23 protein-coding genes and 1 tRNA gene are annotated in these 24,846 nt (G+C 64.5%); 15 read left to right on the forward strand and 9 right to left on the reverse strand.

From position 1 onward, the window contains the following. Window positions 1–38: 38 nt before the first annotated feature. The 3 genes from QE389_RS02375 to QE389_RS02385 form a co-directional block, all read right to left on the reverse strand. On the reverse strand, window positions 39–2,264 hold the full coding sequence (locus QE389_RS02375; protein WP_307364301.1) for a TonB-dependent receptor: 2,226 nt from the start codon (window positions 2,262–2,264) through the stop codon (window positions 39–41). Between the two features lie 263 nt (window positions 2,265–2,527). Continuing rightward, window positions 2,528–3,757, reverse strand: coding sequence for a TetR/AcrR family transcriptional regulator (locus QE389_RS02380; protein WP_307364303.1), 1,230 nt, complete (start codon window positions 3,755–3,757; stop codon window positions 2,528–2,530). Window positions 3,758–3,867: 110 nt separating this feature from the next. Then, a tRNA-Lys gene (locus tag QE389_RS02385) sits at window positions 3,868–3,943 on the reverse strand. Between the two features lie 157 nt (window positions 3,944–4,100). Here QE389_RS02385 and QE389_RS02390 point away from each other — a divergent pair. Next, window positions 4,101–5,513 carry an amino acid permease gene (locus QE389_RS02390; RefSeq protein WP_307364305.1) on the forward strand — a complete coding sequence of 471 codons (1,413 nt, stop codon included), beginning with the start codon at window positions 4,101–4,103 and terminating at the stop codon, window positions 5,511–5,513. Beyond that, window positions 5,513–5,866, forward strand: a complete 354-nt coding sequence (locus tag QE389_RS02395; protein ID WP_307364307.1) for an Hpt domain-containing protein — start codon at window positions 5,513–5,515, stop codon at window positions 5,864–5,866. The genes QE389_RS02390 and QE389_RS02395 overlap by 1 nt, the downstream gene beginning before the upstream one ends. A gap of 186 nt (window positions 5,867–6,052) precedes the next feature. Here QE389_RS02395 and QE389_RS02400 read toward each other — a convergent pair whose 3' ends face one another. Together QE389_RS02400 and QE389_RS02405 are read right to left on the reverse strand one after the other, a co-directional pair. After that, entirely contained in the window at window positions 6,053–6,397 is a 345-nt protein-coding gene (locus QE389_RS02400) for a chorismate mutase (protein WP_307364309.1), read from the reverse strand. Between the two features lie 149 nt (window positions 6,398–6,546). After that, entirely contained in the window at window positions 6,547–7,362 is an 816-nt protein-coding gene (locus QE389_RS02405; RefSeq protein ID WP_307364311.1) for a ferredoxin--NADP reductase, read from the reverse strand. Window positions 7,363–7,468: 106 nt separating this feature from the next. Between QE389_RS02405 and QE389_RS02410 the strand changes: the two genes are divergently transcribed. The 5 genes from QE389_RS02410 to egtB all read left to right on the forward strand — a co-directional run bounded on the left by QE389_RS02410 (window position 7,469) and on the right by egtB (window position 14,250). Then, window positions 7,469–9,721 (forward strand): S9 family peptidase, encoded by a 2,253-nt coding sequence (locus QE389_RS02410; RefSeq protein ID WP_307364313.1) that lies wholly within the window; start codon window positions 7,469–7,471, stop codon window positions 9,719–9,721. A 102-nt stretch (window positions 9,722–9,823) separates the two neighbouring features. Next, window positions 9,824–10,102, forward strand: coding sequence for a SemiSWEET family sugar transporter (locus tag QE389_RS02415; protein WP_307364316.1), 279 nt, complete (start codon window positions 9,824–9,826; stop codon window positions 10,100–10,102). 261 nt (window positions 10,103–10,363) lie between these two features. Then, on the forward strand, window positions 10,364–10,669 hold the full coding sequence (locus QE389_RS02420) for an SCP2 sterol-binding domain-containing protein (protein ID WP_307364319.1): 306 nt from the start codon (window positions 10,364–10,366) through the stop codon (window positions 10,667–10,669). A 105-nt stretch (window positions 10,670–10,774) separates the two neighbouring features. Further along, the gene (locus tag QE389_RS02425) at window positions 10,775–11,986 is read left to right on the forward strand and encodes an acyl-CoA dehydrogenase family protein (RefSeq protein WP_307364321.1); all 1,212 of its coding nucleotides are present in this window, start codon (window positions 10,775–10,777) and stop codon (window positions 11,984–11,986) included. Between the two features lie 80 nt (window positions 11,987–12,066). Further along, a complete protein-coding gene (gene egtB / locus QE389_RS02430; RefSeq protein ID WP_307364323.1) occupies window positions 12,067–14,250 on the forward strand; it encodes an ergothioneine biosynthesis protein EgtB in 2,184 nt (727 codons plus the stop codon). Window positions 14,251–14,349: 99 nt separating this feature from the next. On the opposite strand, the gene QE389_RS02435 is transcribed toward egtB, so the two are convergent. Then, window positions 14,350–14,574, reverse strand: a complete 225-nt coding sequence (locus tag QE389_RS02435; protein ID WP_307364326.1) for a general stress protein — start codon at window positions 14,572–14,574, stop codon at window positions 14,350–14,352. A 119-nt stretch (window positions 14,575–14,693) separates the two neighbouring features. Continuing rightward, window positions 14,694–14,864: a hypothetical protein gene (locus QE389_RS02440; protein WP_307364328.1), complete on the reverse strand. Its 171-nt coding sequence runs from the start codon at window positions 14,862–14,864 to the stop codon at window positions 14,694–14,696. A gap of 111 nt (window positions 14,865–14,975) precedes the next feature. On the opposite strand from QE389_RS02440, the gene QE389_RS02445 reads away from it, so the two are divergent. Beyond that, window positions 14,976–15,266, forward strand: a complete 291-nt coding sequence (locus tag QE389_RS02445; RefSeq protein WP_307364330.1) for a hypothetical protein — start codon at window positions 14,976–14,978, stop codon at window positions 15,264–15,266. Window positions 15,267–15,271: 5 nt separating this feature from the next. Here the strand turns inward: QE389_RS02445 and QE389_RS02450 are convergent, their stop codons facing one another. Continuing rightward, entirely contained in the window at window positions 15,272–15,973 is a 702-nt protein-coding gene (locus QE389_RS02450) for an MBL fold metallo-hydrolase (RefSeq protein ID WP_307368869.1), read from the reverse strand. 178 nt (window positions 15,974–16,151) lie between these two features. Here QE389_RS02450 and tig point away from each other — a divergent pair, with 178 nt between their 5' ends. From tig to QE389_RS02470, 4 genes are all read left to right on the forward strand, one after another. Next, window positions 16,152–17,495 carry a trigger factor gene (tig, locus tag QE389_RS02455; protein WP_307364332.1) on the forward strand — a complete coding sequence of 448 codons (1,344 nt, stop codon included), beginning with the start codon at window positions 16,152–16,154 and terminating at the stop codon, window positions 17,493–17,495. A gap of 112 nt (window positions 17,496–17,607) precedes the next feature. Continuing rightward, window positions 17,608–18,546 (forward strand): hypothetical protein, encoded by a 939-nt coding sequence (locus QE389_RS02460; RefSeq protein WP_307364334.1) that lies wholly within the window; start codon window positions 17,608–17,610, stop codon window positions 18,544–18,546. Between the two features lie 95 nt (window positions 18,547–18,641). Further along, window positions 18,642–19,289, forward strand: a complete 648-nt coding sequence (locus tag QE389_RS02465) for an ATP-dependent Clp protease proteolytic subunit (RefSeq protein WP_307364336.1) — start codon at window positions 18,642–18,644, stop codon at window positions 19,287–19,289. Between the two features lie 73 nt (window positions 19,290–19,362). After that, complete coding sequence (locus tag QE389_RS02470) at window positions 19,363–19,683, forward strand: hypothetical protein (protein WP_307364338.1); 321 nt, start codon at window positions 19,363–19,365, stop codon at window positions 19,681–19,683. 3 nt (window positions 19,684–19,686) lie between these two features. Here QE389_RS02470 and QE389_RS02475 read toward each other — a convergent pair whose 3' ends face one another. Then, the gene (locus QE389_RS02475) at window positions 19,687–20,325 is read right to left on the reverse strand and encodes an HAD-IB family hydrolase (RefSeq protein ID WP_307364340.1); all 639 of its coding nucleotides are present in this window, start codon (window positions 20,323–20,325) and stop codon (window positions 19,687–19,689) included. A gap of 203 nt (window positions 20,326–20,528) precedes the next feature. Here QE389_RS02475 and clpX point away from each other — a divergent pair, with 203 nt between their 5' ends. The 3 genes from clpX (at window position 20,529) to QE389_RS02490 (ending at window position 24,823) form a co-directional block, all read left to right on the forward strand. After that, window positions 20,529–21,797 carry an ATP-dependent Clp protease ATP-binding subunit ClpX gene (clpX, locus tag QE389_RS02480; RefSeq protein WP_307364341.1) on the forward strand — a complete coding sequence of 423 codons (1,269 nt, stop codon included), beginning with the start codon at window positions 20,529–20,531 and terminating at the stop codon, window positions 21,795–21,797. Window positions 21,798–22,049: 252 nt separating this feature from the next. Next, window positions 22,050–24,446, forward strand: a complete 2,397-nt coding sequence (lon, locus tag QE389_RS02485; protein ID WP_307364343.1) for an endopeptidase La — start codon at window positions 22,050–22,052, stop codon at window positions 24,444–24,446. A 101-nt stretch (window positions 24,447–24,547) separates the two neighbouring features. Next, window positions 24,548–24,823 carry an HU family DNA-binding protein gene (locus QE389_RS02490; RefSeq protein WP_307364345.1) on the forward strand — a complete coding sequence of 92 codons (276 nt, stop codon included), beginning with the start codon at window positions 24,548–24,550 and terminating at the stop codon, window positions 24,821–24,823. Window positions 24,824–24,846 lie beyond the last annotated feature (23 nt).

The following is a 24,846-nucleotide window of genomic DNA, read 5'->3' on the forward strand; positions in this document are numbered from 1 at the left end:
AGCGGGGCCTCGGCGACGCCGAGGCCCCTCGGAGTCGATCAGTAGCGGTAGCTCAATCGCACGCCCCAGGTGCGCGGCGGATTGGGCGATCCGGTCGAGGCCGAGATGAAGCGGTTGCGCGACTCCTCGGAGTAGTCGTTCGTCAGATTGTTGACGTACAGGCCGACCGAATAGGCGCCGTGGGACGGGCTCAGCGTCAGATTGGCGTTGACCAGCCAGAACCCCTCGATGATCGAGTTGGCGGAGGTGCTGTATTTGTCGCTGCGGAAATTATAGTTGGTTTCCGCGTCCAGCATCCATCCGCCCAGATTCCACCCGTAGGCCACGGACCCCTTGTAGTCCCAGCGCGGGAAGGGCAGGCGCTCTCCGGCGCGGTCGCTGTAGACGATGGTGTTGTACTGGCCCGTGACCGGATCGCGCGCCGCCTCCGTCGCCGTCGAGTTGACGAAGAAGAAATCGTCGTAGGTGCCGTACTTGTAGCCGACCGACTGTGTCACGGTCAGACCGTCCAGCGGCCGCCAGCGCAGTTCCAGCTCCCCGCCCTCGATGTGCGACTTGGGCACATTGATCATCCGCCCGACCCGCCCTGTCTGGGTGTACAGTATCCCCTGAAGCTGCTGGTCTCGGTAGTCGTAGTAGAAGGCGGCGGCGTTCAGTTGCAGGCGGCCGTCGAACAGGGTGGATTTCACGCCTGTTTCATAGGCGATCAGTTCTTCGAACTTGAACGGCTCCAGCTGGTCCGGCAGGCCGCTGTTGTAGGTGGTGAAACCGCCCGACTTCACGCCGCGAGAGACGTTGGCGTAGGTCAGAATGTCGTCGCCGAGGCTGTATTCCAAGCCCAGCTTGCCAGTCCACTGGCCCATGTGCTGCGACTTCGATGTCGTGGCTCGAACCGAGGGGGTCGGGGCCAGGATCTGGGTCTTGAAGTCGTTGAGGTCGCGGGTCTCGTCCTCGTAGCGCAGGCCGCCGACCAGGGTGAGCCGATCGGTCAGATGATAGTCGACATTGCCGAAAACGCCGGTCGTCTGCACCTTCTGACCATAGGTCGTGCTCATCCAGAAGCCGAGGTTACGGGCCTGGGAGAAGTCCGAGTAGAAGCCGCCGTCCACGCTTTCGTTGGCGTGATAGACGCCGGCCAGCCACTGGGCGCGGCCGCCCGTCGGCGACGCCAGACGCACTTCCTGCGACGTCGTCTTGATGTCATTGAAGAAGAAGGTGCCGGCCTCATTGGAAGAGGTGGCGTCCCAGTCGTTGAATTCGTTGCGATCGAACGTCTCATAGCTGGCGATGGCCGTCAGCGCCGCCCACCCTAGGTCGTGGTTCAGGCGCAGGCTGACGCCCTTGCCGGTGTTGTTTCGGAACGGCTTGGCGTTCGGCGAGGCGCCGATCAGCTGGGCGAAGTACGGCGTGATGCCCCAGCCTGTGATGCGGGGATCGGTGTCGACCGGATAGACACTGCCGCCGCTGGCGGTGAACGGTGCAATGACCAGCCGCAGGCCGCGACCGTCCGACTTGTCGCGGCTGTAGTGCAGGTTCAGATCGATGTCGGTCTGAGCCGAAGGGCTCCAACGGGCACGAAACCGCAGGGCCTTTGTGTCCTTGTCGCCAAGGGCTTCGCCGGTGTCGCGATTGTATTGCCAGGCGCCGCCCGATTCACCCGAAACGGCTAGGCGCGCACTCAGCGTCTCGCTGATCGGGCCCGAGACGAAGCCTTCCAGTTTGGCGGCGTCGTAGCTGCCGTAGCTGGCGTTCAGTCCGGCCGTCACATGGTTGGTCGGCGCATTGGTGATGACGCTGACAGCGCCCCCGGTCGTATTGCGGCCGTACAGGGTGCCCTGCGGCCCGCGCAGCACCTCGACCCGGGCGATGTCGAACAGTTGTCCTTGGGTCATGACGCCGTAGGGATAGGCCACTTCATCGACATAGATGCCGACGGTCGAGGTGTTGTTGGCGGCGTAATCCGTCAGGCCCACGCCGCGCAGACGGAACTGCGGTTGACCGCCGCCCAGCTGGCTGTCGACCTCCAGGTTCGGGACGCTGTTTTCCAGGTCGTTGACCGTGCGGATGTTGCGGTCTTCCAGGTCCTGTCCCGAGATGACGGTCAGGGCTAAGCCTACCTTCTGGGCGGATTCTTCGCGGCGTTGCGCCGTGACGATGACATCCTGAACCGAGGACGGCTCGGAAGCGGTGGATTGCGCCGTGGCCGGCAAGGCGGCGGCCAGGGCGAGGGCGGCGCTAGAGGCGCCGAGAAACAGACGATGCATGGCTCGATCCAGTCGGGACGGCGCACCCAGGACCCCCTCCTGCGCGGCCGCGATGATGATGCGTCGCCGAACGGCTGAAAGGCGTCTCGACCGACCGACGCCGTCCCGGGGAGGAGGACGGGGCGGGTCTTGTCGCGCCGGAAAAACAACCGTTCGGCAACGGTTGGTGTATAGAAGGCCCCCGTTATGCTTTTATGACGGTTATCTAAGGGCTTTCTGTCAGGCTTTTCGGGCGCGTCTGGAGGCTTTCGGTAACGCGCGTTCTATGCTGCCACGCGCGCAATCAGCAGGTCGGCGGTGGTTGTCAGTTCATCGCCCGACACGGGTGCGGCTGTGGCCGCCGCCACCAGGCTGCGCCCCTTGATCCACAGGGCGAAGCGGGTCGCCGCCAGACGGGTCAGGTCGAACGACGAAGGCCAGACGCCTTCCTGATTATAGAAGGTGCCGCCGCCCTCTGGGCCGCGAAGCAACATGGCCAGGTCCTGCAGGCCGGGATCCAGTCGCGCCTGAACGCAGATGCTGGCGATCAGTCGCGCATAACGGACATAGAAGCCTTCAGCCGCCGGGGTGATGGACAAGGTTGGCGCCATGATCCCCAGCCAACTTTCCGTTGTCGCGACGCCAGGCTGCACGGCCCGGTTCCGTCCCGCCAGATATCGCGGCATGTCGCGGAAGACCGCGTGCCAGACGGCGTCGATCAGGAAACGCCGCATGTCGGGCCAGTGATACACGATGGTGGAGGTCGATGTGCCGGCCGCCAGGCTGACCGACCGGCTGGTCACTTGGCTGGGGCCTGCCGACATGATCTGGTCCGCCGCGACATCCAGCAGGCGACGTTGGATCGAGTCTGGGTCAAGCGTTTCGGCAGGGGCCCGAGGCAGGACGAGGCGGTTGCGGTACCAGAAGGTCGCGGTGGCCGGCCGTTCCTCCAGGCCGAAGGCGCGATCGACCATCGCCGCAAAGCCTTCGGCGCAGATCAGCTCGTAGTCTGTGCGATCCAGCAGCGCGCCCGCATAGAACTGCTCCATCGCCAGACACAGCGTCAGCGGAGCGGCGAGCCGAGCGGCCTGGGGGTGTTCGGACGCGGTCAGACAGTCGCGCCAGGCGGATTCCCGCAGAGCTTCCCAGCGCCGCATCAGGTCGCGGCGCGCATCGTCCGGTTCAGCCGCCAGCAGCAGCGCCTCCCACACCCGCGCGAAGCCGGCGGACGGCGACGCGCGCAGGCGCAGATACCGCATCAGGAGGGTCAGGAGGCGGTCGCGGTCGGCCCTGAGGTCGTTCGTCTGGCCGAAGAAGTCCGCATGGAAGGCCGCATCCTGCGCCAAAGCCGCCTCGCCGAGCGCCAGCAGCAGGCCGGATTTGCTGCCGAATAGATTGACGATGACGGTCGTGCTCTTGCCGACCGCCTGCGCCAGATCCCGCAGCGTCAGCTTGTCGAAGCCATGGGTGGCGACCATGTCGATAGCGACCTGGACGATGTGATTTGCATCCACCGGGCGTTCAGATGCTGATTCTCGAATCGTGCCCATCGTGAACCCGATGCCTTGGACTTCCACGCCGCCGTGCGCGGCTTCCGACAGGGGGCATGGAAGGGAAGGGACGATGGTGGGTGATCACAGGTTCGAACTGTGGACCCGCTGATTAAGAGTCAGCTGCTCTACCGACTGAGCTAATCACCCACACCGATCGTCATGTCCTCGGCGGCGGTCGCCTTGCCGAAGGGCGCTCCTACTACCCAGCGAGGGCGAGGTTGGCAAGCGCTTTCGCAAACTTTCTTTCGCGGGCTATGGTCCCTGCGGAATCAGCCGCGGGGCGGTTGAGAGGGGAGTTCGCATCATGGCCTTCTGGAACCGGCGTCGATCCATCGACGCCATGCTGGCGCCGCATGACGGGCCGCGACTGAAGCCGACGTTGAGCTGGCCGCACCTGCTGGCCCTGGGCGTGGGGGCCATCGTGGGCACCGGCATCCTGACGCTGATCGGGGTCGGGGCGGGGCTGGCGGGTCCGGCCGTGCTGATCAGCTTTGCGCTGGCGGGGCTGGTGTGCGCCTGCGCCGCCCTGGCCTATGCCGAGTTGTCGACCATGATGCCGACGGCGGGCAGCGCCTATACCTATTCCTATGCGGTGCTGGGCGAGATGATCGCCTGGATCGTGGGGTGGAGCCTGATCCTGGAGTATTCGCTGGTCGTCAGCGCCGTGGCGGTGGGCTGGTCCGGCTATGCGGTCGGCTTCCTGAGCGGGCTGGGGATCGACCTGCCGGCGGCCCTGACCGCCGGGCCGCATGCGGGTGGGATCGTCAACCTGCCAGCCGTAGCCATCATCGGGGTGGTGACGGGCCTGTTGCTGCTGGGCACCAAGGAGAGCGCGACGCTGAACGCCGGGCTGGTGCTGATCAAGATCGCGGCCCTGGCGGTCTTCGTCGGCATCGCCCTGCCGGCGTTCAAGCCCGAGCATTTCACCCCCTTCATGCCCAACGGTTTCGGCGCACCCTTCGTCCAGACGGGGGTGATGGCGGCGGCGGCGATCATTTTCTTCGCCTTCTATGGGTTCGACGCCATTTCGACGGCGGCGGAAGAGACCAAGCGGCCCGAGCGCGACCTGGCCATCGGCATCGTCGGCTCGATGCTGATCTGCACGGCGCTTTACCTCGTCGTGGCGGCGGCGGCGATCGGCGCGCGCCCGGTGGCCAGTTTCGCCAGCAGTCCCGAACCGCTGGCGCTGATTCTGCGCCAGATGGGGCAGGGGACCGCGGCCCAGTGGATCGCGGCGGCGGCCGTGATCGCACTGCCGACTGTGCTCTTGGCCTTTCTGTTCGGGCAGAGCCGCATCTTCCTGGGCATGGCGCGCGACGGCCTGCTGCCGCGCCGACTGGCCAAGGTTTCGAGCCGAGGCGTGCCGGCGGTGGTGACGGTGTTCACCGCCATCGTCGTTGCGATCCTGGCAGGGCTGCTGCCGCTGGACGAGCTGGCGTCGCTGGCCAACGCCGGGACGCTCGCGGCCTTCTGTTCGGTGGGCGTCAGCCTGATCGTGCTGCGAATACGCGAACCGGGCCGCAAACGGGTGTTCAAGGCGCCGCTGTGGCCCCTGGTCGGGGCGTTCACGGTGATCGGCTGCGTCGTCTTCTTTCTGAGCCTGAAGCCGATGACGCAGATCGGCTTTCTGGTCTGGAACGTAGTCGGAGTGGCGATTTATCTGCTGTGGTCGTCGCGGAACTCGCGCCTGGCCAAGGGCGAGGAGACGGCGGCCTGATGGCGCGGCGGGACTTGAGCGGCTCGGTCGATTTCGCCGTACTGGAAAACATGACCGGCGGCGACGACGCCGTGACCGAGGAGGTCCTGGGCCTGTTCGTCAACCAGGCTGGTCTTTGGTCCGCCTTGCTGGACCCTAAGGTCGAGGGCTGGCGTGACGGGGTCCACACCATCCGTGGCGCGGCCGCCGGCATTGGGGCGGCCGATCTGGCCGCACTCTGCGCCGAGGCCGAACGGTGCGACGCCGCCCTGGCCCCGGCCGCCCTGAACCGCGTCCGCACCGCCATGGATGCGGCCCTGGCGGACGTGGCGGCCTATCGGCACGAACTGATGCTGCGGGGGCTCAAGGGCTGACCGTCAGGCGTTGGAATTTTTTAGTGCACAAAAGTGCACTTTTCGATGCTGCGGCCAACGACGCTGGGGCCAAGCGTCATTATAGGGCTCCGGCCGAGCATGCGACGTCGATTGTCGTGAACGTCATCCAAGTCTTTGATTCCAAACGACTGGACGACGAATTTCTTGCGACATAGACCGCGCCGACTAGACTCGGGTCCGATCCCAAGTGGAGAATTCGTGGGCGATGCAGCGGTCGATCAGCAGGCGCCACACCGGCTCGGCGATGTCGGGCGACAGGCCGTGGGTCTGGGCCGCGACCAGCACCTTTTCGACTACGTCGTCGATCCGCGCCTGGTCGAAGACGGCGTCCCGGTCGGGTTTGATGCGGGCGGCGGCGTCCATATAGCGCTGGCGCTCGGCCAGCAGGGCGACCAGGGCGCGGTCCAGGGCATCGACGCCTTGGCGGACATCGGCCATCGACTGGCAGTCGGCCGGAGCGACACGGGGATCGACAGCGACGGTTGCTGCGACGGGGGCAGGGTGTTGCATCAAAACTTTCCGCTCATCCCGGCGAAAGCCGGGACCCGGTGCTTTCGCTACACCGGTGTCTGGGATCAAGGGCGCAGATGGTCGCGAAAAACGGATCGCCCATAGAACTCGGTCCCGGCTTTCGCCGGGATGAGTGGATTATTCAAGTGTCAACCGACGAACGCCCGTTCCAGAACGTAGTCGGCGGGTTCGGCGTTGGAGCCTTCCTTCAGCCCATAGGTCTCCAGCAGTTCGCCGGCTTCCTTGATCATGGCCATGGAGCCACACAGCATGACCCGATCCTTGGCCGGATCGAAACCGTCGGGCAGGCCCAGGTCGCGGAAAAAGTCGCCTGACCGGATGCGGTCGGTGATCCTGCCCGGCGTTCTGAATTCCTCGCGCGTTACGGTGGGATAGTAGGTCAATTGGGCCTTGGCCTCGTCGCCGATCAGCGGATCGTCGTGAATCTCGGCCGTGAAGAAGTCGCGGTAGGCCAGGTCGGCCACGCTGCGGACCGTGTGGATCACATAGACATGGCCGAAGCGGGAATAGGTTTCGGGATCGCGCGCCACGCTGAGCCAGGGCGCCAGACCCGTGCCCGTGCCGATCAGGAACAGCCGTTCGCCCCCGGTCAGGGCGTCCAGAACCAGGGTCCCGGTCGGCTTTTTGCCCATCAGGACGGTGTCGCCGGGCTGAATCTTTTGCAGGCGCGACGTCAGGGGGCCGTCTGCGACCTTGATGGAGAAGAACTCAAGTTCCTCGGCCCAGCAGGGACTGGCGATGGAATAGGCGCGCAGGATCGGCTTTCCCCCGTCCTCGCCTGGCAGGCCGATCATCACGAATTCGCCCGAGCGGAAGCGGAAATCCTCGGGCCGGCGCACGCCGAAGCTAAACAGACTGTCGGTCCAATGGCGCACCCACAGAACCTCCAGCGCGTTGAACGGACTGGCCTTGACGGGGGCGGGGGAGAGGGAGGCGTCGGTCATCGCGCGCTATCTAATGTGAGAACTCTTCGCAGGGAAGGACAAGCACCATCGCCGCGTGCGACTTTCCGCGTGACGGGTCGATAAAGGCCGATTAGCGTCCGGCGCCATGCGCACCCTTCTCCTTGCTTCGACCATCCTCCTGTCCGCCACCTCGGCCCAAATAGGCCGAGCATGGGCGCAGGAAACGCCCTCCAACATTCTGACGCCCGAGCGGGTGTTCTCCAGCCCCAGTTTGAACGGTCCGGTCGCCAAGGGCGTCAGCCTCTCGCCGGATGGGCAGTTGGTGGCCTTCCTGCGCTCGCGCGACGACAATGTGGATGTTCAGGATCTGTGGGCGGCGCCGACCGGGCCGGGCGAACCCTATAAGCTGATCGATGCGCGGGCCCTGGTTCCCGACGCGGGCGAGTTGTCGGAGGCCGAAAAGGCCCGGCGTGAACGGATGCGGATCAGCGCGCGCGGCGTGGTGGAATATTCGTGGGACCAGCAGGGCCGATATATTCTGGCGCCGCTGGAAGGCGACATCTTTCTGGCCAACCGGGGCGACGGCAAGGTGCGTCGGCTGACCCAGACCCCCGCCGACGAAATCGATGCGAAGGTCTCGCCCAAGGGCAGCTATGTCTCCTATGTCCGCGACCAGAACCTGATCGTCTATGATCTGGCCAGCGGTCGCGAGACGCCGATCACAGACGACGGCGCGGGCCTGATTTCCTGGGGCACGGCCGAGTTCATCGCCCAGGAAGAGATGGGCCGCGATACGGGCTATTGGTGGAGCCCGGACGAACGCTACATCGCCCTGACCCGCGTAGATGAAAGCCCCGTCGATATCGTGCCGCGCTTCGAGATCGCCGGCGGCGGCGCCACCATGGTGGAGCAACGTTATCCCCGCGCCGGCCGCCCCAATGCGGTGGTCGAACTGTATGTGCGTGATCTGCAGAGCGGGGCGCGCGTCAAGGTAGACCTGGGCGCCAACACCGATATCTATCTGGCGCGGGTGAACTGGTCCGGCGACGGCAAGACCCTGTATGTCCAGCGCCAGTCGCGGGACCAGAAGACCCTGGACCTGTTGAGCGTCGATCCGACCACGGGCGCCTCGCGTGTGATCCTGAGCCAGAAGGCGCAGGCCTGGGTCGATCTGAACGACGACTTCCGCGTACTGAAGGATGGCCGCTTCATCTGGTCCAACGAGGATTCGGGCTGGCGGCATCTGTATCTGTACGACCGCGACGGACGGCGCATCCGGGCGATCACGCGCGGCGACTATCCGGTCAAGCATCTGGACGGCGTCAACGAACAGACCGGCGACGTCTACTTCACCGCCTCGATGCGCGACGGCAAGGAACTGCCGATCGAGCAGCAGATGTTCCGCGCCAATCTGAACCGCGCGGTCGAGCCGGTCGCGGTGACGCCGGGCGGCGGCTGGTGGACAGTGTCGGTCAACGGGCCGGCGACGGCCTATGTCGGCAACTATTCCGATCCGCAGACCCCGCCGCAATCGGCGCTTTACCGGATCGACGGCACGCGCGTGCGGTGGATCGAGGAAAACAGGCTGGACGCCAGCCACCCATTCGCGCCCTACGCCTCGCGTCTGCGCGCGCCCGAGTTCGGCACGATGCAGAGCCACGGCCAGACCCTGGTGTGGCGCATGACCACCCCGCCGGGCTTCGATCCGTCGAAGAAATATCCGGTGGTGATGCAGGTGTACGGCGGCCCTGGCACCGGCGCGGGCGTGCAGAAGAGCTGGCAGCCGCTGACCAACCAATTGCTGACCGAGGCCGGCTATATCGTCTTACGCCTCGATAACCGGGGCGAGGGGAATCGGTCGCAGGCGTTCGAGACCAGCATCTATCGCCGCCTGGGCCTTCCGGCGGTCGAGGATCAGGCCCAGGCCGCCCAATGGCTGAAGACCCTGCCCTATGTCGATGCCGACCATATCGCGGTGATGGGCTGGAGTTTCGGCGGCTTCCTCAGCCTGCTGACCCTGACCGACAAGGACGCGAACCTGGCGGCGGCCCTGGCCGGCGCGGCGCCGACGCAGTGGGGGCTGTACGACACCCACTACACCGAACGCTATATGTCGACACCGCAGGACAATCCTGAAGGCTACGCCGCCACCGACATCCTGCCGCGCCTAGACAATCTGACGGGACGGTTGCTGATCCTGCACGGCATGGCCGACGACAATGTCATTTTCGGCAACGCCACCCGCGTGATCGACGCCCTGCAGGCCAAGAGCGTTCCGTTCGAGATGATGCTCTATCCCGGCCAGCGGCACGGCGTCCGCGGCGATCCGAGGCAGATGCAGCAATGGCGCACCTATCTGGACTTCCTGGACCGCACCATCGGCAAGCGGGCGAAGTAGGCCCGCGCGATGCATCCTTTCCCTGCTTGGCGCCTTGATCAGGTCTGTCGCAGGGAGAGGGTGAATGTCGGGACGGACGGCTGCCGGGCCAGGGCTTCGGCGGTGAGCGAACTGATCGCCAATGTTGTCGGTTCGGCGGCGGCCCTATGTTCCATCACCAGTTTCGCGCCCCAGGCGATCAAGATCTGGAAGGAGCGGGACGCCTCTTCGGTCAGTCTGAAGACCTATTCCCTGACCGTGACCTGTTTCGTTCTGTGGGTCGTTTATGGGGTGATGACCAAGGCGTGGCCGGTGACGGTCGCCAACGCCTGCGCCCTGGTGATGGCGTCGGGCGTACTGGCTATGAAGTGGCGGTTTCGCGACGGCGATCCCGACGATTGACGATTTGATCCTTGTCAAGGCAGATCAGATCGACCGGGCGCACAAGGCGGCAAAAGGAGATTTCCGATGCCAGAAGCCGCCGTGCCCTTTATCGCCGCCATCGTCGCGGCCTTCGTCTTCTTCATGATCGCCATCGGTGGCGCCAGCTTTTATAGCCGCTCTTCCGACGAGAAGTGACGCCACCTTTACCCGACGTGATCTTGGCGCCTCGGCGAGGGCGGGGTAGGGCTGGGGTTCAACCGTCCTATGGGAGACGCCCCTATGCCTGATCTGGCTCAAGTTACCGAACACATCCGCGGCGCCGTCGGCGACAACTCCGGTCTCGGCAAGACCGTCAAGCTGGACTTGGGCGACGAAGGCAAGATCTTCATCGACGGAGCCTCGGTGCCCAACACCGTCACCAACGAAGACAAGCCCGCCGACGCCACCGTCTCGATCAAATGGGACGACTTCCTGGCTCTGTCGGAAGGCAAGCTGGACCCGATGATGGCCTTCATGCAGGGCAAGCTGAAGATCGCCGGCGACATGATGATCGCCCAGAAGCTGGCGCCGCTGCTGAAGCGCTGATGCCGGTCTGATGTGACCAGAACAGACGGCGCGGCGCCCGAACGGGTCCGCGCCGTCTTCGTATCGGGCGCCCGGCAAGAGGCGCGAACGGGAAGAGGGAACACCATGGATTTCAAGCATTCCGACCGAGCCCTTGAATGGCAGGATCGCGTCCGCCGCTTTCTGGACGCAGAGGTCGTGTCGAACGAGGCGCTGTATTTCGACCAGGTGCGCGAGGATTCGACACGCCAGCCGCCGATCATGGAGGCGATGAAGGCCAAGGCGCGCGAGGCGGGGCTGTGGAACATGTTCCTGCCCGGCGACCACGGGGCCGGGCTGACCAATCTGGAATATGCGCCGCTGGCCGAACTGATGGGGCGGCGCCTGTGGTCAGCCGAGGTGTTCAACTGCAACGCCCCCGACACCGGCAATATGGAAGTCCTGCACATGTACGGCGACGCCGCGCAGCAGGCGCGTTGGCTCAAGCCCCTTATGGCGGGCGAGATACGCTCCGCCTTCCTGATGACCGAACCCGAGGTCGCTTCTTCGGACGCCACGAACATTCAGACCCGGATCGAGCGCGACGGCGACCACTATGTCATTAACGGCCGCAAGTGGTGGTCGACCAACATGGGTCATCCGAACGTCGCCGTGACCATCGTGATGGGCAAGACCGACCCCGAGGCGGCCGTCCACGCCCAACAGTCCCAGATCATCGTGCCCGTCGACACGCCTGGTTTCCGGGTCGAGCGGATGCTGTCGGTCTTCGGTTATGACGAAAAGCCCATCGGCCATGCCGAGGTGGTGCTGGAGAACGTCCGAGTGCCGGCCGCGAATCTGATCGCGGGCGAGGGGCGGGGCTTCGAGATCGCGCAAGGACGCCTGGGGCCGGGACGCATCCACCACTGTATGCGCACCATCGGCGCGGCCGAACGGGCGCTGGACCTGATGGTCGAACGCCTGCTGAGCCGCACGGCCTTCCGCAAGCAGTTGTCCGAGCATTCGGTGTGGGAACAGCGCGTCGCGGAGGCCCGCACCAATATCGAGATGTGTCGCCTCCTGGTGCTGAAGGCCGCCTGGATGATGGACGAGGTCGGGGCCAAGAACGCCCGCTCCGAGATCGCTCAGATCAAAGTCGCGGCGCCGAAGATGGCTCTCAAGGTCATCGACGACGCTATTCAGGCGTTCGGCGGGGCCGGCGTATCGGGCGATACGCCTCTAGCCGAACTATACGCAGGCGTGCGGACCCTGCGGATCGCCGACGGCCCGGACGAGGTCCACAATCGCACCATCGCACGGCTGGAATACGCCAGACAGGGCGAGACGGGCGGTCGCTAAACATCTGAATCCGTATAAAACTCTGGCGGAACTTCGAGCCTGTCGCAACGTTTGGCGACGGGAAGCGAGGAAACGACCGAATGGCGCGGGACGGATTGCCGGACACGCACGCGCATGAGCGGGCGCAATCTTCAGATCGGTTGGACATCGACCGCTTCCGGCAAATTCGCTCGGCCATGCCGCAGTTGGCGCAAGGATTGTCGCCCGAGGACCTGTCGGCCCAGTCCATGCCCGACTGCAGCCCCGGCAAATGGCATCTGGCGCACACCAGCTGGTTCTTCGAGGCCATGATCCTGGCGGCCGAGCCGGGCTATCAGCCGGTCGATCCTCGGTTCCAGCGGTTGTTCAACTCCTACTATGAGGCGTTGGGCGACCGCGTGGCCCGGCATCAGCGCGGCCTGATGACCCGGCCGTCGCTCAGCGAAGTGATGGCCTATCGGCGGGAGGTGGACCGTCGCCTGGTCGAATGGCTGGCGCGGGGAAAGGGCGACGTGCGCCTGCGCTATCTGTTCGAACTGGGCCTGCATCACGACCAGCAGCATCAGGAGCTGTTCCTGATGGACCTGCTGAACTTGATGGCCTGTTCGCCCCTTGACCCCGCCGCCTATGCCGGGGAGCCGCACGGAGCAGTGCGCCAGAGGCCGCGCGGCGGCATGGCGACGTTCGATGGCGGTCTGACGCGCATCGGTCATGACGGGCCGGACTTCGCCTTCGACAATGAGGGACCCGCGCATAGGGTCTGGCTGGAGCCCTTCGCCCTGGCGGCTGATCTGACCACCAACGGGGAATGGATCGCCTTCATCGAGGATGACGGCTACGCCCGGCCCGAACTCTGGCTGTCCGACGGCTGGGCCGTGGTGAAGGCCGAAGGCTGGACGGCGCCGCTTTATTGGCGGCGCGGCGATGACTGTTGGACGACCCTGAGCCTGACTGGCCGCATTCCGGTCGATCCGGCCGCGCCGGTGCGCCACGTCAGTTTCTACGAGGCGGACGCCTTTGCCCGCTGGGCGGGCAAGCGGCTGCCGACCGAGGCGGAATGGGAGCAGGCCGCGCGCACGCGGCCTGACGCCTTCTCCCACCTGACCGGCGAAGTCTGGCAATGGACGTCCAGCGCCTATGCCCCCTATCCCGGCTTTCAACCGACGCCAGGCACAGCCGCCGAGTACAATGGAAAATTCATGGCCAATCAGATGGTTCTTCGCGGCGGTTCGTTCGCCACGCCAGAAGGACACACGCGCGTGACCTATCGCAACTTCTTCTATCCGGGCCAGCGCTGGGCGTTCGCCGGCGTGAGGCTGGCCGCCGACGCTCCAAATGATCGACGCGCCGCATCGGAAGACGATCAGACCGCGGCCTTCCAGCAAGATTTGATCGAGGGCCTGTCGCGCCCGCAGAAGGCCGTGCCGCCCAAATGGCTCTATGACGCCGAAGGCTCGCGCCTGTTCGAGGACATCACGACTCTGCAAGAATACTATCCGACCCGTCAGGAGACGGCGCTTTTGCGCGCACAGGCGATGGTCCTGACGGCCGAGTTCGGACCGGACGCCGTGCTGGTCGAGTTCGGCTCGGGCGCCAGCGAGAAGACGCGACTGCTTCTGGACGCCGCGCCGGACCTGGGAGCTTATGTGCCGCTGGATATCAGCGAGACGGCCCTGTCGGAGGCGGCAGGCCGTCTGCGTTCCGCCTATCCGACGCTGCGTGTCGAGCCGATTTTGGGGGACTTCGAGACCTTGGCGCCCTTGCCCGACGACCTACCGAAGGGCCGGAGAATCGGCTTCTTCCCAGGATCCACCATCGGCAATCTGGAGCCGGAAGAAGCGGTGCGGTTCCTGGCCTCGGCGCGGACGCTGCTGGGGGAGGGGGCCTTGTTCATCCTGGGGGTGGACCTGGTCAAGACCCCGGAGGTCCTGGTGGCGGCCTATGACGATGCGCAGAGCGTGACGGCGGCGTTCAACCGCAATCTGCTGGTTCGCGCCAACGCCGAACTGGACGCCGACTTCGATCTTAACGCCTTCCGCCACCGCGCGATCTGGAACGCCGAACAGTCGCGGATGGAGATGCATCTGGAAGCCGTGTGTCCCACGGCAGCCCAAATCGACGGTCGCCGGTTCGATTTCGCCAAGGGCGAGACCATCCATACCGAGAGTTCGCGCAAGTTCACGCAAACGTCTGTCACGGACATGGCGCAGGCGGCGGGATGGCGGATCGTGCGGTTCGACGCCTCGCCCGCGCCGTCGTTCGCTCTGGTGCTGATGTCGGCTTGACGCGACCCCAGGCGGGAGCGATGCGAGCCGAGCGGTAGGTATGAAAAGGGCGGCGAACCGGAGTTCGCCGCCCTTGATCCGTTCCCGGCGACGATCGGATCAGGTCGTCGGATTGCCCGGTTCGTCCTTGCGGGACCCGTGGGAAGCTTCGCCACCCTTGCGCCCCGCCTGGGCGGCCAGACCACGATCCTGAGAGAAGCTTCTCTTTTCGCTGGGAACGCTGGCGCCGCCTTTGCGGGCGATTTCGCGCTGACGCTCGGGATCCATTGAGGCGAATCCTCTCTTGGAGACGCCGGAACCGCGTGTGGGCTGACCTTCCGCCATGGGGTTCGTCCTTTCAGATTTGCCGTTTCGCTTGCGTGATCAACACGATGAATCCCGCAGGGTTCCGAACCAACCGCTGCTTTTTACCCTCCGAACGCTGCCCGATTGTCATGGCGGCATCAGCCGTCATTTGCAGGGGGCGGCGCGTCATCCGGAAACCAAGGCGGCATCTCGTCGGGCGTGCCGGACGGGTCAAGCTCCGGGCCAGGCGCGGGCTGTGTCGGAACCTCGGTCGGGGGCGGTTGCGGCGTGGGCTGGGGATCGGCGGGCTGGGGGTCGATATGGGTCATGGGGGCTCCTTCCACACCGATCAACGCGCCGCCTCGGCCGCCGTTCAGAGGAACCGCCGCGTCGCCCGACGGTTTGAAGCGCACACTCTTCATTCGTCAGGAACCGCCGCCATGACCCAGTCGCCCATCGCTCCCCCGTCGCCCGACGATATCGTCCTGGAAGACGACGGCCTGACCCAGCGTCTGGACCGAGAGGCCGACGCCCTGCTGGCCAAGGAAGATCGCGCGTTCGAGCGCGTTTCCTCGGTGCGCCAGGCTGTGCGGGAGGACGCGGCCCAAGTGCGCGACGTGATGGCCCAGAGTGTCGCACAGGCGCGCGACGGCATCCGCGAAGAGCCGATGCGTGCAACCCTTTACGCTCTGGGCCTAGGCGTCCTTATCGGAATGCTGCTGCGCCGCTAATGCGCTCACGCAGGGCCGCTGGCCGGACGGGGGACGGGCGCGCGCTGCAAGGCCGTGTCCGAAACGAAGGGGTTGGTGCGCCGCTCCTCGCCAAAGCTCGAGATCGGCCCGTGACCCGGCACAAAGGTGACGTCGTCGCCCAGCGGCCAAAGCTTCTCTACCACCGATCGGATCAGGGCCGGCGGGTCGCTCATGGGGAAGTCGGTACGCCCGACAGACCCCTTGAACAACACGTCTCCGACCTGGGCGAATCCCGCGGCCCGATTGAAGAAGACGACGTGGCCGGGCGTGTGTCCCGGACAGTGGCGCACCTCCCATTCGGTGCGGCCGAGCGTCAGGCTGTCGCGGTCTTCTAGCCAGCGGTCCGGCGTGAACACCCGCGCCTCGGGCAGGCCGTACATCCGCTCGCTCTCGACGATGCGGTCGATCCAGAACTGGTCCGCCTTTTGCGGCCCGATGATCTGGACACCGGATTTTTCCTGCATTTCGGCCGCGCCGCCGGCGTGATCGAGGTGGCCGTGCGTGATCCATATCTGGTCGAGGGTCAGACCGCGCCGCGCCACTTCGCCCAGAATCGCGTCGACCGAACCGCCGGGATCGATGACGGCGGCCTTGTTCGTCGCCGTGCACCAGACGGTGGTGCAGTTCTGCTGAAGCGGCGTGACGGGCGTGACGAAGACGCCGATGGGAGAGGCGGGCTGGTTCATCGAGCCTAGATAGCGACGAAACGGGGGAATGGACACGGCCGCGTTGACCTTTGAAGCCCTTCTCGACATAAGGGCGGGCTTCGAGGCGCCGCTCCGCAAGGGGCGGCTCTCTTGCTTTATCCATTCCGCGCCGACCGAGCTTCGGTCCCAGCGCCCCAGAGCGTCAGATATCCCGACCATGCAAGTCGTCGAAAAGTCGAACGAAGGCCTCAGCCGCGTGATCGCGGTCACAATCCCCGTCGCGGAGCTGAACGAAAAGCTCGACGCCCGCGTCAAGGAAGTCGCCCCGCAGATGAAGCTGAAGGGCTTCCGTCCGGGCAAGGTGCCGGCCGCCCACGTCAAGAAGACCTTCGGCCGCGATTTCATGGGCGAGATCATCAACGCCGAGCTGAACGAAACCAGCCAGAAGGCTCTGGACGAGGTGAAGGTCCGCCCGGCGGCTCCGGCCGAGATGAAGCTGACCTCTGACATGGACAAGGTCATCGCCGGTCAGGAAGACCTTGCCTACGAAATGTCCCTGGAAGTCATGCCGGAGTTCACGCCGGTCGATCCCAAGACCCTGAAGCTGGAACGCCCGACCTATGAAGCGTCGGACGCCGATCTGGACGAGGCCCTGACGGAACTGGCCGGTCAGGCCAAGACCTACGAGGACAAGACGGGCAAGACCGTGAAGGCCGCCGAGGGCGACCAGTTGACGATCGACTTCCTGGGCAAGCTGGACGGCGAACCCTTCGAGGGCGGCGCCGCCGAGGACGCGGACCTGGTGATCGGCTCGGGCCGCTTCATCCCCGGCTTCGAAGAGCAACTGACGGGCGCCAAGGTCGGCGAAGAGAAGACCATCGAAGTCACCTTCCCCGAGACCTATCAAGCCGCCCATCTGGCCGGCAAGAAGGCCACCTTCGACATCAAGGTGAAGGCCATCAAGGCTGAAGCCGAAGCCAAGATTGACGACGAATTCGCCAAGCGCATCGGCCTGGAGTCGCTGGAAAAGCTCAAGGAACTGCTGAAGTCGAACCTGGACCAGCAGTACGCCGGCGCCGCCCGCTTCAAGTTGAAGCGCGCCCTGCTGGATCAACTGGACGAGGCCCACGACTTCCCGCTGCCGCCCAAGATGGTGGAGGCCGAGTTCGAAGGCATCTGGCAACAGGTGGAGGCCGACAAGGCCGCCGGCCGCCTGCCCGAAGAGGACGCCAAGAAGTCCGACGAAGACCTGAAGGCCGAGTACAAGAAGATCGCAGAGCGCCGCGTGCGCCTGGGTCTGGTCTTGGCCGAGATCGGCCGCGCCAACAACGTCCAGGTCACGGATCAGGAGCTGAACGCCGCCCTGCTGCAGGAAGCCCGCAACTATCCGGGCCAGGAACAGGCTGTCCTGAACTTCTACCGCCAGAACCCCAACGCCGCCGCCCAGATGCGCGCGCCCATCTACGAAGAAAAGGTCGTCGACCTGATCGTGGGCGTCGCCGACGTGACCGACAAGCCGATCACGAAGGAAGAGCTGCTGAAGGACGAAGACGAAGAGTGAAGCGCGTTACGGAAGCGTAACTTCCGTTTTGTCGTGGCTAAGTCTATCCTGGAAAAGGGCTCGCAGTTGGTGGGCCCTTTTCTGATTCTATTGAAAGATGGGGCGGTTCGAGATGAGCTTTTTGTCGGCCGTGGCTGTTGTCTCGTTTTTGAGCCTCTTTGGCCAAGCTCAAACGGAATCTCCGACAAGCAACCAAACGTCCCCAGCTCAGCAGGATGCGGCGCCCACGAATCTTGGCGATGTCGAAGTGACGGCGCGGCGGTTGGAAACCCAGGTTCAGTCCTTCATCAATGACGTCGCAGCGCCTGCCAAGGGTAGAGGGCTGGCGCGTTGGGACCGATCGATCTGCGTTGGTGTCACCAATCTCGATGGCCGTTATGCGCAGTTCATGATCGACCGCGTCGCGCAAACAGCCTCAGCCGTCGGTTTGGATATCGGCGCGCCAGGCTGCCGCCCGGACATCATGATTATCGCCACATCCAACGGCAGGGAGTTGGCGACTAAACTTGTGGACGACAATCCATCCGGCTTTCGTCCATCCCGCAGTAATACCGATTTGGGAAGCGCTGCTTTGGAGCGTTTCAAATCCAGTGACGCCGCAGTCCGGTGGTGGCATGTCAGTTTACCCGTAAGTGTGGACACCGGGGACATCGCTGTTCGGCTGGACGGCGAGGAAGCCCCCAACATTGCAGTTCGGGACGCATCGCGCCTGCGTTCAAATGTTCGGGATGATCTGGCGCGAGTCATGATTATCTTGGATGTCAGTAAGATCGGGTCGGTGGGGTTCGGGGCGCTCAGCGACTATGTCGCTATGGTCGCGCTCGCGCAGATCGAACTGGGGTCAGATGCAACCCAATATGATAGCGTCTTGAACCTATTCGGACCCGGTGAAAAGCCGACTGGACTTACTCAGTGGGATCGGGATTACCTAGCATCCCTGTACGCCGCGCGTCGGGATCGCGCTCGCCCCGACCAGCAATCTAGAGATATTATCAGAGGTATGGTTGGGGAGCGCAGTGTCAGGTTGCGGGCCCATGATCCGCATCCTTGAAGCCTCTGCCTTGCATAGACGCCCTATGGACGCGATATGCAGAAGCCAATGAGCGACGTCCTGAATCGTCGCATCTGCATTCTGAGAAGGCCTTAATGCGCGATCCCATCGACTTCATCTCCAACAACCTCGTTCCCATGGTGGTGGAGCAATCCAGCCGGGGGGAGCGGTCCTTTGATATTTTCTCGCGCCTGCTGCGCGAGCGGATCATCTTTCTGACGGGGCCGTTCGAGGACGGCATGGCGTCGTTGATCTGCGCCCAGCTGCTGTTTCTGGAATCGGAGAACCCGAAAAAGGAAATCAGCATGTACATCAACAGCCCCGGCGGTCAGGTGACGTCGGCGCTCGCGATCTACGATACGATGCAATACATCAAGAGCCCGGTGTCGACGGTCGTGATGGGCATGGCCGCTTCGGCGGGGTCGCTGATCCTGACGGCCGGCGAGGCGGGCCAGCGGATCGCCCTGCCGAACGCGCGGGTCATGGTTCACCAGCCCTCGGGCGGGTTCCGGGGCCAGGCGTCGGACATCGAACTGCACGCCGCCGACATCCGCTACACCAAGCGTCGTCTGAACGAGATCTACGTCCACCACACGGGTCGGACGTATGAGGAGGTCGAAAAGACCCTGGACCGCGACCACTTCATGAGCGCGGAAGAGGCCAAGGCCTGGGGCATTGTCGACCATGTCTATGACCGCCGCGAGCAGGCCGACGCCGACGGCGTCAAGACGCCCGGCAACTGATCGGGCTTGATCTGAATACGCGGGGTGCATCGGGAACGGTGCGCCCCTTTTCTTTTGTGCTAACAGGCTGGTCATGCAGCACACGAGAGACCAGCGCGGCGAAGTCGAGGTCGATGGCGAAACCTATGATTGGGAACTGCGCCGTCAGCCGCGCCCTACGGGCAAGGGAAGCTGGGAGGGGATGGCCGTGTCCCTGCGGCACCGCGCGTTCAAGCGCGAGGCCATCGTGCAGTTTCCCATGCCGATGCGCCCGAACGGCCGGCCCGACCTGGAAAAGCAGCGGGTCAATGTCGAAGCGATCCGCAACGCGGTGACGGCCGCCATCGCGGCGGGCTGGGACGCGGCGTCACGGGGCAAGCCCGTCGTGTTCGATGTGGACGCGGACGGGCGCTGACCCTTACGGCTTCTGCCGGAAGACGCGAAAGCCCGGTTCCTGGGCCATGGCCAGCATTTCGGCGTCGCCCGAAGTGTCGCCATAGGCGGCGGTCAGGACCATGTCCGGGCCATAGGCGGCCTTCAGGCGACGAACCTTTTCCTCGCCTCGGCAATTGTCGCCAATGAAGGCGCCGGTCACGCGGTCCTGATCGTCGAACGCCATCTCGGTGCCCAGCAAGGCTTCAGCGCCCAGTCGGCGGGCGAACGGCGCCACGGTGACGGTGGGGGAGGCGGTCACGATCACTCGGTGCGCGCCGCGGGCGCCCCAATCGTTCCAGACCGCCAGCGCGTCTGGCCGCATGAAACGAGGCCAGATATGATCGGCGAAGCGCGCCGCATCCGCCTCCAGCGTCTTGCGGTCGATGCTGGCAAGAAATTCGCGCACAGACGCTTCCTTGATCCGGCCCCGGTCGCGGTCCCGCGCGTAGGCCGCCACCGCAGGCGCCAGCTTGACTAGGCCAAGCGCCCAGACACCCGGTCCAGCCCGCCAGCGCAGAAACTCCGTGAAACTGTCACGAATCGTCAGTGTGCCGTCGAAATCGAAGGCGACGATGGGTCCGCCCTCGGCGTGGGACTGGCGCCGATCGTGCAGACTTCCCATGTCAGACATTCGCCGTGATCCCCAGGGATGCTGAACCATCCACGCGCCGCGACAATGCCCTATCGCCTTCGGGGTTGTCGTGGAACGTGCGATGGGTGATTGTCATTTTTTGAAGACCTTTGCGTCCACGGTGGTGGAATCAATGTGAAGGAAGCGCGTTGCGGCCCATTTCGGTTCGCCTCGCGGGAGTGAGATAAGGGTCCATGACCAAAGCCGCCGGCTCAGACGCCAAAAGCACTCTCTACTGCTCGTTCTGCGGAAAGAGCCAGCATGAGGTGCGCAAACTCATCGCGGGCCCGACCGTGTTCATCTGCGACGAATGCGTCGAACTGTGCATGGACATCATCCGTGAAGAGCACAAGATCGGCTTCAAGAAGACGTCCGACGGCGTGCCGACGCCCAAGGAAATCCGCGACGTTCTGGACGACTACGTCATCGGTCAGGCCCATGCCAAGAAGGTGCTCTCGGTCGCCGTCCATAATCACTACAAGCGTCTGAACCACGCGACGAAGAACAACGACGTCGAACTGGCCAAGTCGAACATCATGCTGATCGGGCCGACCGGCTCGGGCAAGACGCTGCTGGCCCAGACGCTGGCGCGCATCATCGACGTGCCCTTCACCATGGCCGACGCCACCACCCTGACCGAAGCCGGTTATGTGGGCGAGGATGTCGAGAACATCATTTTGAAGCTGCTTCAGGCGTCGGATTACAACGTCGAGCGGGCCCAGCGCGGCATCGTCTATATCGACGAAATCGACAAGATCAGCCGCAAGTCGGACAACCCCTCGATCACGCGCGACGTGTCAGGCGAGGGGGTGCAGCAGGCCCTGCTGAAGATCATGGAAGGCACCGTCGCCTCCGTGCCGCCGCAGGGCGGGCGCAAGCATCCGCAGCAGGAGTTCCTGCAGGTCGACACCGCCAACATCCTGTTCATCGTCGGCGGCGCCTTCGCCGGACTGGAGAAGGTGATCTCGGCGCGCGGCGCGGGGGCCTCGATCGGCTTCGGCGCCAAGGTCAAGGAGATCGACGAGCGGCGCACGGGCGACATCCTGAAGGGCGTCGAGCCGGACGACCTGATGCGGTTCGGCCTGATCCCTGAGTTCATCGGCCGTTTGCCTGTGCTGGCGACGCTGGAGGACCTTGATGAGGCGGCGCTCGTCACCATTCTGACCGAGCCCAAGAACGCCCTGGTCAAACAGTACAAGCGCCTGTTCGAGATGGAAAATGTCGAACTGACCTTCACCGACGACGCCCTGACCGCCGTGGCCAAGAAGGCCATCACGCGCAAGACCGGCGCGCGCGGCCTGCGCTCGATTCTGGAGGGCATTTTGCTGGAGACCATGTTCGAACTACCGACTTTCGAAGGCGTCGAAGAGGTGGTGGTCAACGCCGAGGTCATCGACGGTAAGGCCCAGCCTTTGCTGATCTATTCGGAAGCTTCCAAGAAGAAGGCCGACGGCGCGGCCTGAACGCTGTGATCTTGTTGAGGGAGGGCCGGGCGGAAGACCGTCCGGCCCTTTCGTTTTTTGCGGCTTCGCGCCGCCCCGGCATTACGCAGATGTGGGCCGTTCGACCGCCACGCTTGAACCGTGGGTCTTTCAAACCACATACTCGTCCGAACGCCGTCGGAATCGACGGGTCGTCACGCGCTGGCCGGGCCTGTTGTCCGGCGACCGTGACGGCGGGCCGGAGATACGCAATGGCCCGGGAGTATGTGCATCATGACTGAATCCAAGACCCTGCCCGTCCTGCCGCTGCGCGACATCGTCGTCTTCCCGCACATGGTGGTGCCGCTGTTCGTCGGCCGAGAGAAGTCGGTGAAGGCGCTCGACGAAATCATGAAGGGTGAGAAGCAGATTCTTCTGGCGACCCAGAAGAACAGCGTCGACGACGACCCGTCGCCTGACGCCATCTATCCCATCGGCGTGCTGGCCAGTGTGCTGCAACTGCTGAAATTGCCGGACGGCACGGTGAAGGTGCTGGTCGAAGGCAAGTCGCGCGCGCGCCTGGCGCGCTTCACCGACCGTCAAGACTATTTCGAGGCCGAGGCGGTGGAGATCGAGGACGAGGCGGGCGAGCCCTCCCAGGCTGAAGCCATGCTTCGGGCCGTAGTCGAGCAGTTCGAAAACTATGTGAAGCTGAACAAGAAGGTCCCGCCCGAGGCCCTTAGTTCGATCCCACAGATCACCGACGCCTCCAAACTGGCGGATTCGGTCGCGGCCCATCTGTCGGTCAAGATCGCCGACAAACAGGGCCTTCTGGAAACCTTCGACGTGCCCAAGCGGCTGGAGAAGGTCTATGGGCTGATGGAAGGGGAAATCTCGGTCCTTCAGGTCGAGAAGAAAATCCGCTCGCGCGTGAAGCGCCAGATGGAGAAGACCCAGCGCGAATATTATCTGAACGAGCAGATGAAGGCGATCCAGCGCGAGCTGGGCGAGACCGACGACGCGCGCGACGAGATCATGGATCTGGAAAAGCGCATCCGCAAGACGCGCCTGTCGAAGGAAGCGCGCATCAAGGCCGAGGCCGAGGTCAAGAAGTTGCGCAACATGTCGCCCATGTCGGCGGAATCGACCGTGGTGCGCAACTATCTCGACTGGCTGCTGTCCGTGCCTTGGGGCAAGGCCAAGCAGAAGCCGATCGACCTGCAGAAGGCCGAGGACATCCTGGAAGAGGATCATTTCGGTCTGGAGAAGGTCAAGGAACGGATCATCGAGTATCTGGCCGTCCAGGCCCGCACCGGCAGCCTGAAGGGGCCGATCCTGTGCCTTGTCGGCCCTCCTGGCGTCGGCAAGACCTCTCTGGCCAAGTCCATCGCCAAGGCGACGGGGCGTGAGTACGTCCGCATGTCGCTGGGGGGGGTGCGCGACGAATCCGAGATCCGAGGCCACCGCCGGACCTATATCGGCTCCATGCCCGGCAAGATCATCCAGTCGATGAAGAAGGCCAAGACCACCAACGCCTTCGTCCTGCTGGACGAGATCGACAAGCTGGGCGCCGACTGGCGCGGCGATCCGTCCTCGGCCCTGCTGGAGGTGCTGGATCCGGCCCAGAACTCGACCTTCGGCGACCACTATCTGGAAGTGGACTACGACCTGTCTCAGGTGATGTTCGTGACGACAGCGAACAGCCTGAACATGCCGCAGCCGCTGATGGACCGGATGGAGATCATTCGGGTGTCGGGCTACACCGAGGACGAGAAGGTCGAGATCGCCAAGCGCCACGTCTTGCCCAAGCAGCTTCAGGACCATGGGCTGAAGGACGGCGAACTGACCGTGCCCGACGACACGATCCGCGATCTGATCCGCTACTACACCCGCGAGGCCGGGGTCCGCTCGCTGGAGCGCGCTCTCGGCGGTCTGGCGCGAAAGGCCGTGCGCGAAATGGCCAAGACGGGCGCCAAGTCGATCACTGTCGATGCGGCCAAGCTGGCCGACTATGCGGGCGTCAAGAAGTTCCGCTATGGCGAGACGGACGAGGAGGATCAGGTCGGCATCGTCACCGGCCTGGCCTGGACCGAGTTCGGCGGCGACATCTTGACCATCGAAGCGATCAAGATGCCGGGCCGCGGCCGCATGACCGTGACCGGCAATCTGAAGGACGTGATGAAGGAGTCGATCTCGGCTGCGGCGTCCTACGTCCGCGCACGGTCTCTGGCCTTCGGCGTCAAGCCGCCGGTGTTCGAGAAGACCGACATCCACGTCCACGTGCCGGACGGGGCTACGCCCAAGGACGGTCCGTCCGCCGGTGTCGCCATGACGGTGGCCATGGTCTCGGTCCTGACGGGCGTTCCGATCAGGAAGGACATCGCAATGACGGGCGAGATCACCCTGCGCGGCCGCGTCACGGCCATCGGTGGGCTGAAGGAGAAGCTGCTGGCGGCCCTGCGTTCCGGCGTCAAGACGGTGCTGATCCCGCAGGAGAACGAGAAGGATCTGGCCGAGGTGCCGGACAATGTGAAGTCGGCGCTGGAGATCGTGCCGATTTCCACGGCGGACGAGGCGTTGAAATGGTCCCTCACCGGCACCCTGACCCCGGTGGAATGGGATGAGGCGGCCGAGCCACTGCCGACGCCTGTTCCGCCAGTCGACGGCGCGACGGCGACCGTCAGCCACTGACACAGGCGACAGATAGAGAAACGCCGTCGGCTCTGCGCCGGCGGCGTCTTTTTTGACGTTGTCGCGTTTTCGCCCTTAAGTGGTTTGACGGGAGAGACGCCATGACCAGGACAGAACTCATCGGCCACATGGCCCGGCAGGCCGACATCAGCCGCGACCAGGCGAAGGCGGCGCTGGACGCCTTCACCGACGGCGTGGCCGAAGCCCTGGCGCAGGGGCGGGACGTGAAACTGATCGGTTTCGGCAGTTTCGTCGTGGTGGATCGCAAAGCCGGGGTCGCCCGCAACCCCCAGACGGGAGAGGCCGTGGCCCGCCAAGCATCTCGCACTGCGCGCTTTCGACCCGGCGAAGGCTTGAAAAGCGCCTTGAACGCCTGACGCCGCGCGGGCATAAGCGCGGC

Source organism: Brevundimonas sp. SORGH_AS_0993 (assembly GCF_030818545.1).
Classification (GTDB): Bacteria; Pseudomonadota; Alphaproteobacteria; order Caulobacterales; family Caulobacteraceae; genus Brevundimonas.